Genomic DNA, 16,029 nt, shown 5'->3' with positions numbered 1-16,029 from the left:
GGCAATCCAGAAGGAATCGAGAGCTATGGCTCCCATACCGGAGGGCGCTCCGCCCCCGACGCGGCGGTCCGGCCCGGTGCTCGCCTGTGTGAGTGTGTGCACCGCCCTGGTCGTCGGATTCGTCGCGGCGATCAACCTGGCGGTGCCGCAGCTGGCCGCGAGTTCACTGGAACCGACCTCGTCGAACCTGCTGTGGATCGTCGACGCCTATGTCGTGATCTTCGCCTGCCTGGTCATCCCCGCCGGTGCGGCCGGCGACAAGCTCGGCCGCAAGGGCGTCCTCATGGCGGGGCTCGGCATATTCGCGTTCGGCGCCGTCGTGTCGGCCGTGGCGCCGAACGTGACGATCATGCTGATCGGGCGCGCCGTCACCGGCCTCGGCGCCGCGTGCGTCCTGCCCAACTGCGTCGGCGTCCTCCTGCACGCCACCGCCCCCGCGCGGCGCCCCCACGCGCTGGCCGTCTGGGCGGCGGCCACCGGTATCGGCGGCGTCGTCGGCAACGTCGGCGGCGGCGCGGTGCTGAGCGCGGGCTCCTGGCGCACGCTGTTCGAGGCGGTCGCCCTGATCGCGGCCTGCTGCCTGGTGTGGGTGGCACGTTCCGTACCGCGCAGCGCTCGGCTTGAGCGCACCCTCGACCTGCCCGGCACGCTGCTGTTCGTGGCAGCCTTCGTCGCACTGCTGATCGGAATCATCGAAGGGCCCGAACAGGGCTGGGGCAGCCCGGCCGTCCTCGTCGCCTTCGCCTGCAGCGTTCTGCTGAGCCTGTGGTGGGTGCGGGTCGAGCTGCGCGCCACCCATCCCATGCTCGACCCGCGGCTGTTTCGCAGCGCGGCACTCAGCAGCGCCAGCCTGGGCATGACCATCACCTTCTTCGGAAGCTTCGGGCTCTTCTACGTCAACGCCTCACTCCTGCAGTACGGACGTGGCTTCTCCGTCCTGCAGGCAGGGCTCGGGATCATCCCGCTGACCCTCCCGCTCCTGGTGGGCACCCGCTACGTTCCCGGGCTCATCAACCGCTTCGGCAACCCCGCGACCCTCGCCGCGGCCTTCGCGCTCACCAGTGCCGGTCTGCTCGGCCTCTCGTATGCCTCGACCATGGCCTACCCCGTGTACGCGGTCGCGCTGTTCGTCATCGGCCTCGGCATCATGCTGGCCGCGCCCTGCCTGACCGCGCAGATCGCCGCGGCCCTGCCCGTGGAGAGGGCGGGCATCGCCGGAGGTCTGCAGTCCGCGACCCGCGAACTGGGCAGCGCTCTGGGTGTGGCCGTTGTCGGCACCATCCTCACCGCCGGGTTCACCCACCACCTGCCCGACGACCTGAGCCGGCACTCGCCGCTCCCCCGCACGGTGCAGGAAGCGCTCGCGCTGGCCCCGGCCGACCACACCGCCGTCACCGACGCGTTCACCCAGGGCGCCAACACCGCACTGCGCGCCGCGGCCCTCGTCGTACTCCTGGCCGGAGCCCTGGCCGTCGCCGGCGCCCGCCGCGCCCGGCGGACCGCGGCCCCGCGCTAGCGGGGCCCCTCCCGCCCGTACGGCCTGACGAGACGGCAACCACCCATCGCACCGCCCGAAGGAGTCAGTACTGTGCCCACGCAACCCTGCACCCTCGCGGAACCACGTGTCTCCGCCGCCCTGACCCGCATGTTCGGAGCCGCGGCCCGTGACGACGAGACGGCGTCACGCCTGTGGAGCATCCCGCTCGACGACCGGGCGTCGCTGTCGGCCCAGGAACTCGCCGACGCGGCACAGGAGATCTACATGCCGGTCTCCGCCGACGGCGGCAGGCTCCTCTACAACCTCATCCGCGCCACCAGGCCGGCCAACGTCGTCGAGTTCGGCACCTCGTACGGCATCTCCACCCTGCACCTGGCCGCCGCCGTCCGCGACAACGGCACAGGCCGGGTCATCACCACGGAGATGAACCGGATCAAGGCGTCCACCGCCCGTGACACCTTCGCCGCCACCGGCCTCGACGACGTGATCACCCTGCTGGAGGGGAACGCCCTGGAGACGCTCGCCGAGCTGCGGCAGCCGGTCGGCTTCCTGTTCCTGGACGGCTGGAAGAACCTCTGCCTGCCCGTCCTGCGGCTCCTCGAACCACACATCGCCCCCGGCACCCTCGTCGTCGCCGACGACGTGGACCTCCCCGGCCTCGGCCCCTATCTCGACCACGTCCGCGACACCGCCAACGGCTACCACAGCGTCACGTTCCCCGTCGAGGACGGCCTCGAAATCAGCTGCCGCCTCTGAACAAGCCCTCTCCGGACCGCACGAAGGACCGGGGCGCCGTACGAATGTCCGGGCACTGTACGAACACCGGGGCGCCGTACGAGACCATGTGCACGCTGATGTGCGGAGACGTGTCTTAGGGGGACAACGTGGCCTCGGAAGTGTGGACTTCGGTCCTCTCGCTCACGGGTGTCGCGCTCGGCGGCGGGCTGACGGCCCTCTCCCAGCGCGCCACCCAGCGGTCCGCGGACCGGGCCGAGGAACGACGGCTGAGGGAGGCCACCGGCGAGGCGCGCCGGGCCGAACAGCTCCAGGCGATCAAGGAGTTCATCGCATGCGCCCAGGCGGCCGAACGAGCGGCCTACAGCCGCCCCGATCCATGGGGCGGTGACGACGGCTGGAGCGAGCCCGCCGGGGCCACCATGACGACACTCTGGGTCGCTGAACGGCACCTCGTGCTGCTCTGCGATCCGGACCTGCATGCCGCTGTCCACGCGTACGGTCGCGCGCTCAACCAAGCGGTGTGGCGGGACATCGGCGACACCGAGGTCAACGAGCACCTGGAGGAGCGCAAGACCGCCTTCATGACCGCGGCCCGCGCCAGCCTGTCCTCCCCGCCGGGCCAAGCGCCATGAGCTCCGGGCCGAGGGCGATCCCCGCGGGCCGGACCGCGGTCGCCGAATCGGTGAACGTCACACAGCGGGCACGCGCACGCCTCGTCGCCGTCGCCGAACGATTCACGTTCCGCCGGGCCGGAGCTGCTCGCGCCGGAGCTGCTCCGGCCTGAGCCGCCCTGGGGCCGGCTGCCCCGGGTCGGGCGGATCCTGCCGCGGCGGGGTCAGCCCGGCCTCGTACGCGGAGATGGCCGCCTCCACCCGGTTGCGCACGCCCAGCTTCGTGAGCACCGCGCTGACGTGCGCCTTCACCGTGCCCTCGACCAGGTGCAGTCGCCTCGCGATCTCCGCGTTGGACAACCCCGCCCCGAGTCCGGCCAGAACCTCGCGCTCCCGTTCCGTGAGCCGTTCCAGCGAGCGGTGGGGATGCGCCACTCGGTGTGCGCGCAGCCCGGCGATGACCCGGCCGGCGACCCGCGGGGACAGGTAGGCCCCGCCGGCCCCCACCGCCCGCACCCCGTTCAGCAGTTCCCTCGGGTCGTCCGCCTTCAGAAGGAAACCGTCGGCGCCCTCCTCCAGGGCGCGGGTGACGTACTCGTCCTGGCCGAAGGTCGTCAGCATGATCACACCGACCGCCGGCAGTTCCCGGTGGAGCCGCGCCACCGCCGTCAGACCGTCCAGACCGGGCATCTGAATATCCAACAGGACCACGTCCGGCCGGTGCAGGCGGGCGAGCGCGATGGCCTCGTGCCCATCGCCCGCCTCGGCGACCACCTCGACCTGCGGGTCCCTGGCCAGGATGGCCCGGACACCTGCCCGGACCATCGCCTCGTCGTCGGCCACCAGGACCCGGACCGGTCGGCTGCTCGGCGTCGTCTCTTCCACGCGGCGAGCCTACGGGCGGCGCGCCACCGTGCGGACGGGTACGCCCATGGATCCGCCCGGAGGCGGGGCTCACCCCCGACGAAGGGCAGGTCGCCGCTGCCGTTCGACCGATGGGCGCCGGTGCCTCGGACTCCTAGCGTCGCTCGGGTGGAGGAGATGCGGCCCACCCGCGTCGGTGGGCGCGCCGCAGCACCTTCCGCGTTCCGTACTCCGCGTCCCGTACTCCGCGTTCCGTACTCCGTATTCCGTACTCCGCGTTCCGTATTCCGCGACCGACAGCGAAGGAGCTCCGTGATCACCCTCCGAGGACTCACGAAACGCTATGGCGACACCCTTGCCGTGGACGGGCTGACGCTCGACATCGAGCCCGGCCGCGTGACCGGCTTCCTCGGTCCCAACGGGGCCGGGAAGTCCACCACGATGCGCATGATCCTGGGCCTGGACCATCCCACCCGAGGGCGGGCCCTGATCGCAGGCCGGCCCTACGCGGCCCTGCGAAGGCCGCTGTGCGCGGTCGGCGCGATGCTGGACGCCCGAGCCGTTCACCCGGCCCGTTCCGGCCGCGCGCACCTCGTCGCCCAGGCACGGGCCAACGGCATCCCCGTGGGCCGTGTGGACGAGGTGGTGGAGGCGGTGGGCCTGACCGGGGTGGCCCGGCGGCCGGCGGGCACGTACTCCCTCGGCATGAGCGGGCGACTCGGGGTCGCGGGCGCGCTGCTCGGCGATCCGCCGGTGCTCGTACTGGACGAGCCGGTCAACGGCCTCGACCCGGACGGCGTGCGGTGGATTCGCCGGCTCGTCCGTGACCGGGCGGCGGAAGGGCGCACCGTGTTCCTCTCCAGCCACCTGATGAGCGAGATGCAGCTGACGGCCGACCACCTCGTCGTCATCGGACGGGGCCGGCTGCTGAGCGACACCTCCATGACGGAGTTCCTCGCAGCCGCCTCTCCCGCGTCGGCGCGCACCCTGGTGCCCGATCCGGAGGAGCGGGCGACGCTGGTCCGCCACCTGATGGCGGCCGACGGGGTGAGCGTCGAGACGTCCGCGTCCGGCGAACTCGCCGTCGAGGGCCGCACAGCCGCCGAGATCGGCGACCTCGCCCACCACTGCCGGGTCCGGTTGCACGGGCTGAGCGACGTCAGGGTCTCGCTGGAGCAGGCGTACATGGACCTGACCGCACGCAGCGTCGAGTACGCGACCGGCGGCAGCGGAAGCAGCACGGACACGGCCGACGGCAGCGGAAACGACAGTGGCGCGGAAACGACCGGCGCGGCCGTGGCGCCGAAGGAAGGGGGAACGCCGTGACCACGACGACACCCGGCAAGCGGACAGACTCGCTCCAGGCCGTGCGCGACACTCCCGGCCGAGGCGCACCCGGCGGCTTCGCCGGGGCCGTCGCCTGCGAGTGGACCAAACTGTGGTCCGTCCGGGCCCCCTGGCTGTGCCTCCTGGCAGGCCTCGCGATCACCGGCGTCCACACCTTCTACTACGCCTCGATCGCCCGCATCAACGATCATCCGATCGAACCCGTCGGGAACGCGGCGGCCTCCTCCGTCGTGCTCACCCAATTCGCCGTCGTCATCCTGGCCACGGTCGCGGTGACCTCCGAGTACGCGACGGGGACCGTACGGGCCTCCCTGCTGTGGGTGCCCCGGCGGCAACGGGTCCAGGCGGCGAAGGCACTGGTGGCGGCCGGAGTCTCGTGCGCCGCCGGCATCGTGTACGCGATCGTGGGCGCGGCGGTGGCGTGGGGGGCGTTCGACGGACGGGCCTCGTTCGAGGCCGGCACGGCCCTCCGGCAGGTGCTGTCCATCGGTCTCTACCAGGCACTCGTCGCCGCGCTGGCTGTCGGAGCCGCCTTTGCCACGCGCCATCCGGCCGGTGCGCTGTCGATCCTCGTCACGCTGCTGTGGGCGCTGCCGAGCGTGCTCCTGGGGCTCGGCGGCCCGGCGCTCGCGGCCGTCAACGACTATCTGCCGCACGGTGCGGGGGATCACCTGGTGCGCGTCGGGACCGAGGCCCCGTACACACCGACGACGGCGACGGCGACGGCGATCGTGGTGGCGTGGGCTGCCGCGGCGCACCTGATCGGCCTGTACGTACTACGCCGCCGGGACGCCTGACCCCGTACCGTGCCGGGACGTCCGACCTGTGCCGTGACCGGGCGCCTCCGGATGCCTCCGCGTGATCGGGCGTCCGGGCCCGTCCCACAGAATCGGCCGAGCAGGTCTGGAGATCCATCGGAAGGACGGTCGACGCACCATGCCGCATCGCATACCCCTGCCCCCGGCCAGGACCGTGCTCGGCGATGTGGCGCTGTGGGGTGTGCTCGCCGCCGCGACCGGTTACGGGTTCCGGGACGCGAGTGCGGCATCGCCGGCCCTGGACCTGCTCCTCCCGCTGGCGGTCCTGGCGGTCGCCTTGCCGCTGTCCCACCGTCGGCCCGGTGCCGCGACCGTCCTCGCCAACGGGTTGTGTGCGCTGGGCCTGGCCGGCTCCGGGACCCCCGCCAACGCCCAGGTTCTGTCGCTCGCCGTCCTGAGCTGTCTGCTGGGCGCCCGGGTCGCCGCGGTTCGGGGCCCGCTCCTGGTGCTGGTCGGGTGCCTCGCGGTCGATGTCGCGACCTGCGCCGTGCTGCGGGTACAGGCGGTGTGGTGGTTCTACGCGCTGACCGTGCTGCCCGCCGCCCTTCTGCTGCCGTGGTTGGCCGGACGCCACTGGCGTGGCCGGCGCGAACTCGTGCGGGAGGGCTGGCGGCTGGCCCGGAAACTGGAGGAGCGGCAGCACCTGGTCGCGGAGCGGGCGAGGCTGACCGAGCGCGCGGACATCGCGGCCGACATGCACGACTCCCTCGGCCACGCGCTGAGCCTGGTCGCCCTGCGCGCCGGGGCCCTGGAACTCTCCCCCGACCTCACCGACCGCGACCGCACCGACCTGGCCGAGCTGCGCGGGACGATCGCGGACGCCGTGGAGCAGCTGCGGGAGACCATCGCCGTCCTGCACGACCCGCCCGGATCGGGAACGGGCACCGGCCTGCACACCAAGGACACGGTCGAGGACCTGCTCGGACGGGCGGTCGCCTTCGGCGCGCCGGTGCGGTGGGAGCGGTGCGGGGCGGTACCCACGCTGTCCCCCCTGGTGGAACGCGGGATGTACCGGATCGTCCAGGAGGCCCTCACCAACGCCGTGAAGCACGCGCCGGGCAGTGTGATCCGGGTACGGATCACGCACCAGGCCGACCGTACCCGTGTGAGCGTCGTGAACACCGCCCCACCGGCCGGCGGACCGGCACACGCGGCCGAAGGCCCGGCGGCCGGCACCGGCGGACGGGGACTGGCGGGGCTGCGGGAGCGGGTGACGGTCCTCGGGGGCTCCGTGCGGACCGGCCCGTACCAAGGCGGCTTTCGCGTCGTCGCCGTCCTCCCGCACCAGGTCACGGCCCGCACCCGAGGGCGAGGGGCCGGGGCACCGGAATCGGCGCCCGGTATGGCGCCCGGAACGCGGGCCTGGATCCGAGGGCGGTACGACGGGTCGGCGCCGCCGTCCGATTCCGCTCGCCACCCGGCTCCGCACATGGACTCCGCCACCGCCCCGGAGTCCGCCAAGCGGCTCGCCGACGTACGGAGCGCCGCCCGCCGCCGCTCCGTCGTCGCCGCCGTCGCGCCCGTCGCCGCAGCCGCCTTCTTCGTGCCCGCCGCCGTCTACCTGGCCTGGCAACTGACCACGAGCGTGCTGCCGCCGTCCCGGTACGACGAGCTGGCTCCAGGCCGGCCGCGCGCCGAACTCGCCTCTCTGCTCCCGGCCCGCCCCTACCCCTTCCCGCCCGACCACGCCCGTTCCCTGCCCCGCCCGCCCGGCACCACCTGCGAGTTCTACCGCTCGGGCCGCGACCTGTTGGACCAGGTCGACTTCTACCGGCTCTGCTGGTCCGGCAACACGCTGGTGGCGAAGGACACCGTGCCCGCGAACCGGCCCTGACGTCAGGGCCGCGCCCCACGGATCCGGAGCGAGGAACCTCGCATGAGCGGCGCGATCACGGCTCGTGCGACCGAGCGCTCCGGCGAGGCCGCCCACGGCGAACCGGCCCCGACCTGCCGGGACACCGCCCAGTGGACGGGGGACCGCCCACAGGCGCACGATGCCGAACCGGACCGCGACGCGCGACAGCTCGAACGCTCCCGGCGGACGCGCTCGCCCGGCCCCCCGGCCGCCCCGGCCCGCTCCGGGCCTTCGGCCTCCCGGCCTCCCGGGCCTTCGGCCTCCCCCCCCCCCCGGCCCCCTCCCGGGCCTTCGGCCCTGGCCGGACGGGCGGATCAGCGCAGTCCGGCGAAGAGATCGTTCTCGGGTATGGCCGCGCCGGTGGTGTCCTTGACACGTGCGAAGGTCTCCATGCCCATCAACTCGCCGAACTTCTCCTTGCCCATCTTGAGGAAGAAGATGTTCTCGCCCTGACTGGCGTGCGCGGCCAGCGCATCGAATTTCTGACCACTGAATGCGGTGGTGTCCACCCACGTGGTGATCTCGTCGTCGGGGAGGCCGATCTCGGCCATCGCGGCGACCTCGGCAGGATCCGGCTCCGGCATGTCCTCCTGAAACTCGCGCATGGCCTCCCCGAACCGCTGCATCGTCGAGCGGGGCATCGTCGTCCAGTACACCTTCGGTGTCAGCGCGGTCATCTCCAGCGCCGCCATCGTGATGCGGTGGGCCTGGATGTGGTCGGGGTGGCCGTAGAAACCGTTCTCGTCGTAGGTGACGACCACATCGGGCCGGTAGTGCCGCATGAGTTCCGCAAGCCGGGCGGCGCCTTCCTCCACGGGGGTCTGCCAGAAGGATCCGGGGGCGTCGTTGCTCGGCCAGCCGGCCATCCCGGAGTCGGCATAATCCAGCATCTCCAGAGCGCTGATCTTCAGGACGTCACAGCTCGCCTTGAGTTCTTGGCGGCGCATCGCGGCGACGGCCGCCGGATCGTGCCCGGGATCGCCGGGCTTGGCACCCCCCGTCCCGTCACCGCAACCGCCGTCGGTACATGTCACGAGGACCGTGCGGATGCCTTCCGCCGCGTACCGCGCCAGGACCCCTCCGGTTCCGGTGGCCTCGTCGTCGGGGTGGGCGTGTACGGCCATGAGCGTCAGGGGTCGGTCAGTCATGAAACAGTCCTTCTGTAGCAGTACGTCGTGGTCCGAGTACGCGGCCGGCGGGCGCACCGCGATCCCGAGGCCCGGCTCCTGGTGGGGCGGGCGGCCTGATGATCTCCGTGTTCCCCGCCTGTGCCGCGCCGGTCCTTCGGTCGATGCAACCGTGCCGGCCGGACCGGCTGTTCCCGGTGGGGCGACCTGCACGTCTCAGCGCCACGTCGGATCCGGCTTCCAACCGAGCGGCTGCCCCTCGGCCGACCTGACGCGCCGACAGGGCACTTGCGACCCGCGGAATGACGCATGGGTTCCGGGATCTGGACAACAAGGCCCCCCCGGCCGCCCGCCTGGGGCATTCGAGTCGGGCTGTGGAGCGGGTGACGGGATCGAACTCGCGCCCTGAGCTCCGGAAGCACCCGGTACGGCAGCAGGGGCCCGGACCGCGCGTCGCGGTCCGGGCCCCTGCCCCGTGCGGGGTGCTGCCCTGCGGGTGGGCGGCGCGTCAGCGCTGTGAGGCGTCGTCGCCCGTCTGCCCTGCGTCCCCGGCTGCGCCTGCCTTCTCGCGCATCTTGCGCACCAGCTCCGCCTTCCGGTCGGCGGCACCCTGGCGGTCGAGGTTGCGGTGCGGACCGTTGTTCTGCCGTTCGGCGCGGGACAGCTTCTTGCGCTGGCCGCCGCCCATGCCCACGGGGTTGTTGATGTTCTTGCTCACGGTCATGGGCTCTCCCGGTAATGATGTGAAGTGGTCTACGGATTCATCGGTGGGGGGCGGGCACGGCGACGTCGAGGGACGTCAGCAGGGGCCCATCACACGCTCACTCGTAAATCGGCGTCTGGAAGAACATGACAAAGACGTTACCCGGTCCCGCCGGCCCCGCACGCCAGGCCTTTCGCCGCCCCGGCGCCCGGCCGGGGCAGCCGTTTCCCTCCGAGAATCTCAGCACCGACACCCACCCCGACACCGCCAGCACCCGCCGGTGGACACCGAACACCCGTGACAAGCCCGGACGGACGCCGGCTGACGGGCACGGAGCGGGTGACGAGAATCGCCCTCGCGCTCTGAGCTTGGGAGTCAACGGTTCTTGAGTCGTTATAGGGCCTCTGACCTGCAGTTTCGCATTGGGTGGGTCGCTGTTGTCCGCGCTGCTGGGCACGGATGGGGCACGAGCGCTTGCAGTGCAACGGAACCTGCTGAGGTGCGTGCTCCGGGTGGGCCAGCGGGTCAGAGAGAGACAATGTGGACTTGGTTGCCGCAGAGCTTGGTCATGCCGTCGCTGTCGGAGATCAGGAGGGCGACGGGTTTCGGCTGACGCAAGGCGACCTCGGCGACCGTGGCGTCGATGGCGTACTTGTGCCCATGCAGTCCGGCGCCTTTGAGGAGCTCCGCCGCCGCCTTGGCGGCCTGCTCGGTGACCGGTTCCACCTTGACGCGGGACAGGGCCCAGTTCAGGCGAGGCATGTTGGTGCGGGAGTGGCTGACTTCCACGATGGTGTTCGCCCCGATCACGAGGTCCGCTCCCATGTCGTGGAAGACCTGCAGCATCGCGAGGAGCTTGCGGTCCTGCGCGATCCAGGCGGACAGCCCTTCCGAGTCCAGAACAACGGTCTCGATACGCTCGCTCACGCGGCGTCCGCGCCCTTGGAGGAGCCGTCGGAACCGAAGATCTTCGCGCGGGCCTCGGCGAGTTCCTCGTTGCTGAAGTGTCCGTGTTCTTCCTCGTGGCGGCGAAGGTCATCGCCCAGCAGCTGGTGCCGAATCTGGCGGGCCACGGCTTCCGCCACATAGCCGGAGACGTTGTCCGTGAGCTTGCGGAGCTCCGCCACCTGATCGCTGGGGAGCGTGACGGTGATGCGAGTCGTTGAGGACATGAGCCCAAGCATACTGGAGTATGCACGCGCTGGCTCGGGTCTCTGGCCCCAGCCTTGACGCCTGAGGTCGCATGCTCCGGGTGAAGGCATGGGGGCGGTCGCTCTACGGCTGTCACTAGCGAGTGATGCTCCTGCCGTTGTCGTTGGGCGGCAAGCAAAAGACCCCAGTCATTGACCAGGGCCTTAATCAAAGAGCGGGTGACGAGAATCGAACTCGCGCTCTGAGCTTGGGAATCAACGGTGCTGGGCTGCCAGAGGCGCTCTGACCTGTATGTCTGACTAGGGCAAGCGAGGTTGGTGCGCCCTCTGGGCGCCGCTCATGACCGCTGTTGTCCGCCCCGAAGGGCACGGATGGGGCACGGCAACCGGGAGGGGCGGCCCGCGATGCATGTCGAGTGCATGGCGGTGATGTAGAGCCAGCGACCCCCGATTACCGACGGTGCGGCGAACGTCGCGAGCGTAGGCCGACGACCCGGACCACGCCCGCTGCATAGGCGGGCCGGAGCGGATTCTGGCAGTCGAAGATACCGATCAGAGGCGAAAATAGTGGAGCCGAAAACCGTTGCTAATTGCGCGACAGTGAAGTAGTTCGCACAAATATTGGCCTAATTTCATCACTTAGGTGCAAGTGCGTAAAATGGCGCCGTTGGTCTGCAATCATGCTGTTGTCATACCTATGTCAAGGGGTGCAAGCGAAACATGATTGATCTCCCGGCTCTGCCGACCGGACCCAAGTACATGGCTATTAGTCCAGAGATGGCTGATCTGTGGTTGACTCACTGCAACCCGACGCATAATCGAGTTCTCTCCGATACCGTCTATGAACGATATGCGAAGGCGATGGCTAATGGGGCCTGGAGGACTACGCACCAGGGTATCGCTTTCGATAGAGATGGAATGCTGCTTGATGGGCAACATAGGTTGATGGGTATCAAGCACTCAGGTGTGTCGGTCGAGATGCTTGTCATTCCTAATTGTGAGGCAGAGACGTTCGACGTACTCGACTCAGGGCATCGTCGGCAAGCGGCTCAGCTACTCAAGATTCCCCACAGGGTTATCGTGGCTGCGGCAGCACGAATCATCGGGCAAATGTATAAAATGTGGGATCCTGTTACTCTTTTCGACGGTTTCTACGACACGAAAGCAGCCACCTCGGATATCTTGAGAGCTGTTGCGGCATGGCCAGAGCTTACAACCATGGCGCCTATTGCTGCGGCTTCATATCGGGCCTCTGGGATTAATCAGCCCACTCACCTGGTGGTTCTCGCCCAAGCGGCACGGACCGAGCACGCAGAAAAGATCGAAGATTGGGCTAACGGTCTGATTTCTGGTGCCAATATGGACGCAAAAGATCCTCGCCTCGTGCTCAGGAATCGATTCTTCCGGGATCGCGTGGTTCTTGGGACGAGTGGGGGACGTCGATCCTCCTATAATTTGATCGCCAAATCTTGGAATAGCTGGGCGCAGGGAAAGCTTTTGGGTACTCTTAAGACTCTTGATGGCGAGGGAATTATTCCTGTGGTCGGGACTGAGAAATTCAAACCGTGAATCGAGCGGGCGGATAATTGGAACCGGCCGCCCCAGCCGCCGGAGGTGTGTCTCCCCGATTCATGCCCGCAGCCTCCGGGCGGGGCCAGCCGCTGCGAAGTCAGGAGGCATGCCACCGCAAAGGTGCCGTGTGCCCGGGCCTTGATGCCCTAAGAAAGTGCTACCACGCTGGTGTCTGCCGTGGCTCGTGCCTGAACATGGCCGGACCGCTGATGGGTGGGGCCGACGGCCATGCTCGGAGGTTGCCAGGCCGCCACAGGCCTCGCGGCCCCTTTGCGTCCGATGGTGGAGGATTTCGTCGAAGGTGGCGCGGGCGCCCGTGGGGTCGATGTAGTGCATAGCCAGGCGGGCCGCGATGACATCATCGACCAGGTCGTTCTGGACCTCGGACCAGGTGTGGTCGTCGCCGCAGGTGGTGAGGCCCTTCAGGCCGTGGAGGGCGTGCATGGCCTCCACGGCCTCTTCGGCGACCTTGCCGACCTGGAGAGCCTTGAGCTCCTCGTCGGGGAGATGGGCGCCTGCCGCTCGGCAGACAGCGGAGAGCTTCTCGATGTTGTCCCGCAGGGTGTCCACGTCGGACCTCCGATCGATGGGTTCGGCTATTCCTGTGCGGGGCGTCCGAGCTGGCGTACGGTCCATCCGGCCATGCGCCAGGCGTCGGCGTCGATGAGGTTGCGGAGGTCGACGAGGACCTGGTCCGCGACCAGTGGGGCGAGTGCTTTGGGGTCCGCCTCGCGGAAGTGGGGCCATTCGGTGCCCAGGACGATCAACTCGGCTGCAGCGAGGGAGCCTTCGAGGCTTACGCAGTAGTCGAGTTCGGGGTGGCGGCGCAGTGCCGTGGGCACGGCGTGGGGGTCGTGGACGGTGACGGTCGCGCCGCGCTGGTGCATGAGCGCTGCGATCGCCAGGGCCGGGGATTCGCGGACGTCGTCGGTGCCGGCCTTGAAGGAAGCGCCCCAGACGGTGATGCGTACTCCGTCGACAGGTCGGCCGAGCGTCTGCTCGATGAGCCTCAGCGCGGCGGCGGGGCGGGATTCGTTGACTTCCTCCGCCGCGCGCAGCATGGTCGCTGCCTCGATGGCGCCCAGGGTGCGGGCGGAGGCTGTGAAGGCGCGGACGTCCTTGGGGAGGCAGCCGCCGCCATAACCGGGGCCGACGTTGAGCCCGCCGCGGCCGATGCGGGGGTCCAGGCCGATGGCCTCGGTGAGCTGTTGGACGTCGGCTCCGGCGGCGGTACACATGTCGGCGACGCCGTTGATGAAGGAGATCTTCATGCCGAGGTAGGCGTTGGCGGCGCCCTTGATGAGTTCTGCTGTGGCGGGGTCGGTCACAAACAGCGGGACGCCGTTCGCGAGGAGGGGTGCGTAGACCTCACGTACCGCGTCTTCCGCTCGGGCCGACGGCACGCCCACCACGATCCGGTCGGGTCGCAGGGTGTCGTCGATGGCGTGGCCCTCGCGGAGGAACTCCGGGTTCCAGACGACCTCCACGTCCTCACCGGCCGGGGACAGACGCGCGAGGAGTGCGCCGAGGTCGCGGGAGGTGCCGACGGTGACCGTGGACTTGCCGATGATGACCGTGGGGCGGGTCAGGTGCGGGGCGAGGGCGCGGGCGGCGCCGAAGACCTGTCCGGTGTCGTAGCTGCGTCCGTCCGCGTCGATCGGCGTGCCCACGGCGAGGAAGTGGACGTCCGCGAACTCGGCCGCCTCTTCGAGGCTGGTGGTGAACCGCAGGCGTCCAGTGGCGGTGTGGGTGGTGAGGAGTTCGGGCAGGCCGTCCTCGTAGATGGGGCACTCGCCGGCGTTGAGGCGGTCGATCTTCGCCTGGTCCAGGTCTACGCCGATGACCTCGTGGCCGATCTCGGCCATGGCAGCGGCGTGGGGGATGCCCAGGTGACCGCAGCCGATGACGGATACGCGCATGGGGTCGACGCTCCTTTGCTTGCCTCTCGCCCGCCCGGTGAGTCCGGGCCGGCCGGGTGCGTCACGCTAGCGTCACCACCCGGCGCGTCCCTCTTCGTGCAGGTAGATCAACCAGCGTGCTGCTTCAGGAGATTGACCAGTGCGGGCAACGCCTCAGCAGCGGTTGCCCGGCACACCAAGTCACCGTCCTGGGGCCCCTCCAGCGGGTACGGCATGAACTGGCCGTCGTGCCAGAAGCCCTCCGGGTCCAGGTAGACGATCTGCATGCCGCGAGCACGGGCGCGAGCCTGGACCTTGCGTTGGTCGGCGTGCAGGCCGACGACGAGGAGTGCCTTGGCGCCGTCGACCCACTCGACGTCGGGTACGGCCTGGTCGTAGCGGCGCATGAAGCACTCGTCGAGCCCGGCCCGCGGCGAGCACGTCGAAGTTGTTGGTGATGACCGGACCGACGAGGTGCCCGGCGTCCTTCAGTTCCTTCAGTGCCCACATGGCTGGGGTCGGCTCGGCCAGGAAGCAGGCACGGAACATCTCCACGAATTCTGCCGTCTTCTCCTCCGGCTCCGTCAGCACCTCATGGAGGAGTGTGTCCGCTGTCGGGGAGAGGGTGAAGCGGTGCTCGCGCGGCTCGTGGCTCTGGCGGTCGGTGACCTGGTAGATCTCGTGGAGCCGGTGCAGGGGCGGGATGCCCGCCTCGACCGACGTACCGCATCCGATCTCCACCTGGAACGGTCGCATGTCCGCAAGGACGGACAGGTCCGGCACGCGGGTCGGCGTGCCAGGGTGGTCTTTGAACCGGATTCCGGTGGAGAGCACGTTCCATGGCAGTTGTCGGACAGCGGGCGGCGGCGCGTAGGACACAGAGGCGATCTGCACGTCCAGGCTCCGGTAGCCGACTGGGAGGGTGCGGCCCGCAGCGGCGTCCTGGGGGTGGACGTCGTGCTCGGTGATCCGGCACTTCAGATCCCGCCGTGTCCATAAGAATCCACCGGGTGCCTGCTTCCAGCCGCCGGTGGCGAGCGAATCCCACAGGGCGTCGTGGTGCGCGTCGATCTCGTCGGCCGGGGCGGATGCGGAGTGATAGAGGTACAGGTCGGTCAAGCCGATGGCCGGCGCAGCCGTGGTGGGCACCAGGCCGTACCGGTAGCGGTAGTGGATGATCCGCCGCCGTGCGTCGTCGGAGGCCGCCCAGCCGGACTGGCCAGCGGTGGCCTTCTCCTGGGTGCGGCGCCAGATGCCTTCCTCGATGTAGCGGGGGCGGTCGGCGTCGCCGAAGTGCGGGCCTCGGAGCCCCGTCGAAGACGGGGACGAGGTCGTAGCGGCGCAGCTCGCGCAGGATCGACGAGGCGGCAACCTGCCACTGGTTGTCGTCGGGGGAGCTGCTGTACGGGCGCCCGATCAGGTCGTTCGGATGGACGTGCAGCTCTGCGGCCACCTGGTTGAGCAGCCCGCCCCGGTCCAGCTCGATCAGGCCACGTTCCATCTTCGACACCCAGCCCTGCGACTTCCCCAGGGCCGTCGCCAGGTCGGCCTGCGGCATACCCAACCGCAGCCTCGCCCTGCGGACGCGCTTGCCGATCTCCGCGGCGCCTCCAGCATCAGGACACCTCCCGGCCGCCGGACGATCCGGCGCGATCGCCGGTCCGTCCGTACAGAGTTCGTCTCCAGCACGGTACCCATGACGCGGCTTGCGCGTGGGGCGAGCTGCCGCCTGCGCCGCCCGGACCGTCCACCCCACGGGCTGTCGCGGCGCTGATCGCGCAGGGATGCAACGTGTCCGCACCGTGCATGTGACGCGGGCCATTTGAAGTTGATGTCGGGATAGGGCG

15 protein-coding genes and 1 pseudogene are annotated in these 16,029 nt (G+C 69.8%); 7 read left to right on the top strand and 9 right to left on the bottom strand.

The annotated features are described in order from the left end of the window. The first annotated feature begins 25 nt into the window (after nt 1-25). From ABT170_RS05165 to ABT170_RS05155, 3 genes are all read left to right on the top strand, one after another. Complete coding sequence (locus tag ABT170_RS05165) at nt 26-1,516, top strand: MFS transporter (RefSeq protein WP_351864188.1); 1,491 nt, start codon at nt 26-28, stop codon at nt 1,514-1,516. Between the two features lie 72 nt (nt 1,517-1,588). Next, a complete protein-coding gene (locus ABT170_RS05160; RefSeq protein ID WP_351864185.1) occupies nt 1,589-2,254 on the top strand; it encodes an O-methyltransferase in 666 nt (221 codons plus the stop codon). Between the two features lie 128 nt (nt 2,255-2,382). Further along, nucleotides 2,383-2,868, top strand: a complete 486-nt coding sequence (locus ABT170_RS05155; RefSeq protein ID WP_329941890.1) for a hypothetical protein — start codon at nt 2,383-2,385, stop codon at nt 2,866-2,868. A gap of 102 nt (nt 2,869-2,970) precedes the next feature. Here ABT170_RS05155 and ABT170_RS05150 read toward each other — a convergent pair whose 3' ends face one another. Then, a complete protein-coding gene (locus ABT170_RS05150; protein ID WP_329941889.1) occupies nt 2,971-3,732 on the bottom strand; it encodes a response regulator in 762 nt (253 codons plus the stop codon). 291 nt (nt 3,733-4,023) lie between these two features. Here ABT170_RS05150 and ABT170_RS05145 point away from each other — a divergent pair, with 291 nt between their 5' ends. From ABT170_RS05145 to ABT170_RS05135, 3 genes are all read left to right on the top strand, one after another. Then, nucleotides 4,024-5,037, top strand: a complete 1,014-nt coding sequence (locus ABT170_RS05145) for an ABC transporter ATP-binding protein (RefSeq protein ID WP_351864181.1) — start codon at nt 4,024-4,026, stop codon at nt 5,035-5,037. After that, nucleotides 5,034-5,855, top strand: a complete 822-nt coding sequence (locus ABT170_RS05140; protein ID WP_329942760.1) for an ABC transporter permease — start codon at nt 5,034-5,036, stop codon at nt 5,853-5,855. The genes ABT170_RS05145 and ABT170_RS05140 overlap by 4 nt, the downstream gene beginning before the upstream one ends. A 139-nt stretch (nt 5,856-5,994) precedes the next feature. Next, nucleotides 5,995-7,710, top strand: a complete 1,716-nt coding sequence (locus tag ABT170_RS05135) for a sensor histidine kinase (protein ID WP_351864178.1) — start codon at nt 5,995-5,997, stop codon at nt 7,708-7,710. A gap of 335 nt (nt 7,711-8,045) precedes the next feature. Here the strand turns inward: ABT170_RS05135 and ABT170_RS05130 are convergent, their stop codons facing one another. From ABT170_RS05130 to ABT170_RS05115, 4 genes are all read right to left on the bottom strand, one after another. Further along, complete coding sequence (locus tag ABT170_RS05130) at nt 8,046-8,879, bottom strand: PIG-L family deacetylase (protein WP_329942762.1); 834 nt, start codon at nt 8,877-8,879, stop codon at nt 8,046-8,048. A 487-nt stretch (nt 8,880-9,366) separates the two neighbouring features. Beyond that, entirely contained in the window at nt 9,367-9,582 is a 216-nt protein-coding gene (locus tag ABT170_RS05125; RefSeq protein ID WP_329942763.1) for a DUF6243 family protein, read from the bottom strand. A gap of 504 nt (nt 9,583-10,086) precedes the next feature. Next, on the bottom strand, nt 10,087-10,488 hold the full coding sequence (locus tag ABT170_RS05120) for a DNA-binding protein (protein ID WP_351864175.1): 402 nt from the start codon (nt 10,486-10,488) through the stop codon (nt 10,087-10,089). Next, nucleotides 10,485-10,733 (bottom strand): type II toxin-antitoxin system CcdA family antitoxin, encoded by a 249-nt coding sequence (locus tag ABT170_RS05115; protein ID WP_351864172.1) that lies wholly within the window; start codon nt 10,731-10,733, stop codon nt 10,485-10,487. Before ABT170_RS05115 ends, ABT170_RS05120 begins: the two co-directional genes overlap by 4 nt. A 924-nt stretch (nt 10,734-11,657) precedes the next feature. Between ABT170_RS05115 and ABT170_RS05110 the strand changes: the two genes are divergently transcribed. Then, complete coding sequence (locus ABT170_RS05110; protein WP_351864169.1) at nt 11,658-12,281, top strand: hypothetical protein; 624 nt, start codon at nt 11,658-11,660, stop codon at nt 12,279-12,281. A gap of 60 nt (nt 12,282-12,341) precedes the next feature. On the opposite strand, the gene ABT170_RS05105 is transcribed toward ABT170_RS05110, so the two are convergent. The 4 genes and pseudogenes from ABT170_RS05105 to ABT170_RS05090 all read right to left on the bottom strand — a co-directional run. Then, nucleotides 12,342-12,854, bottom strand: coding sequence for a MazG-like family protein (locus ABT170_RS05105; RefSeq protein WP_351864167.1), 513 nt, complete (start codon nt 12,852-12,854; stop codon nt 12,342-12,344). Between the two features lie 26 nt (nt 12,855-12,880). Continuing rightward, complete coding sequence (locus tag ABT170_RS05100) at nt 12,881-14,203, bottom strand: UDP-glucose dehydrogenase family protein (protein WP_351864164.1); 1,323 nt, start codon at nt 14,201-14,203, stop codon at nt 12,881-12,883. 107 nt (nt 14,204-14,310) lie between these two features. After that, nucleotides 14,311-14,589 (bottom strand): hypothetical protein, encoded by a 279-nt coding sequence (locus ABT170_RS05095; protein WP_351864161.1) that lies wholly within the window; start codon nt 14,587-14,589, stop codon nt 14,311-14,313. 839 nt (nt 14,590-15,428) lie between these two features. Continuing rightward, nucleotides 15,429-15,799, bottom strand: a pseudogene (locus tag ABT170_RS05090) (helix-turn-helix domain-containing protein); the annotation flags it as partial. Between the last annotated feature and the right edge of the window lie 230 nt (nt 15,800-16,029).

Source organism: Streptomyces sp. NPDC001787 (assembly GCF_040297465.1).
Lineage (GTDB): Bacteria > Actinomycetota > Actinomycetes > Streptomycetales > Streptomycetaceae > Streptomyces.
This window is presented reverse-complemented; position numbering and strand designations above follow the sequence as displayed.

Coding starts and splice junctions, on each gene's coding strand:
- ABT170_RS05165 (WP_351864188.1), top strand. CDS start 26: ATGGCTCCCATACCGGAGGGCGCTCCGCCCCCGACGCGGCGGTCCGGC.
- ABT170_RS05135 (WP_351864178.1), top strand. CDS start 5,995: ATGCCGCATCGCATACCCCTGCCCCCGGCCAGGACCGTGCTCGGCGAT.
- ABT170_RS05130 (WP_329942762.1), bottom strand. CDS start 8,879: ATGACTGACCGACCCCTGACGCTCATGGCCGTACACGCCCACCCCGAC.
- ABT170_RS05125 (WP_329942763.1), bottom strand. CDS start 9,582: ATGACCGTGAGCAAGAACATCAACAACCCCGTGGGCATGGGCGGCGGC.
- ABT170_RS05115 (WP_351864172.1), bottom strand. CDS start 10,733: ATGTCCTCAACGACTCGCATCACCGTCACGCTCCCCAGCGATCAGGTG.
- ABT170_RS05110 (WP_351864169.1), top strand. CDS start 11,658: ATGGGTATCAAGCACTCAGGTGTGTCGGTCGAGATGCTTGTCATTCCT.
- ABT170_RS05100 (WP_351864164.1), bottom strand. CDS start 14,203: ATGCGCGTATCCGTCATCGGCTGCGGTCACCTGGGCATCCCCCACGCC.
- ABT170_RS05095 (WP_351864161.1), bottom strand. CDS start 14,589: ATGCGCCGCTACGACCAGGCCGTACCCGACGTCGAGTGGGTCGACGGC.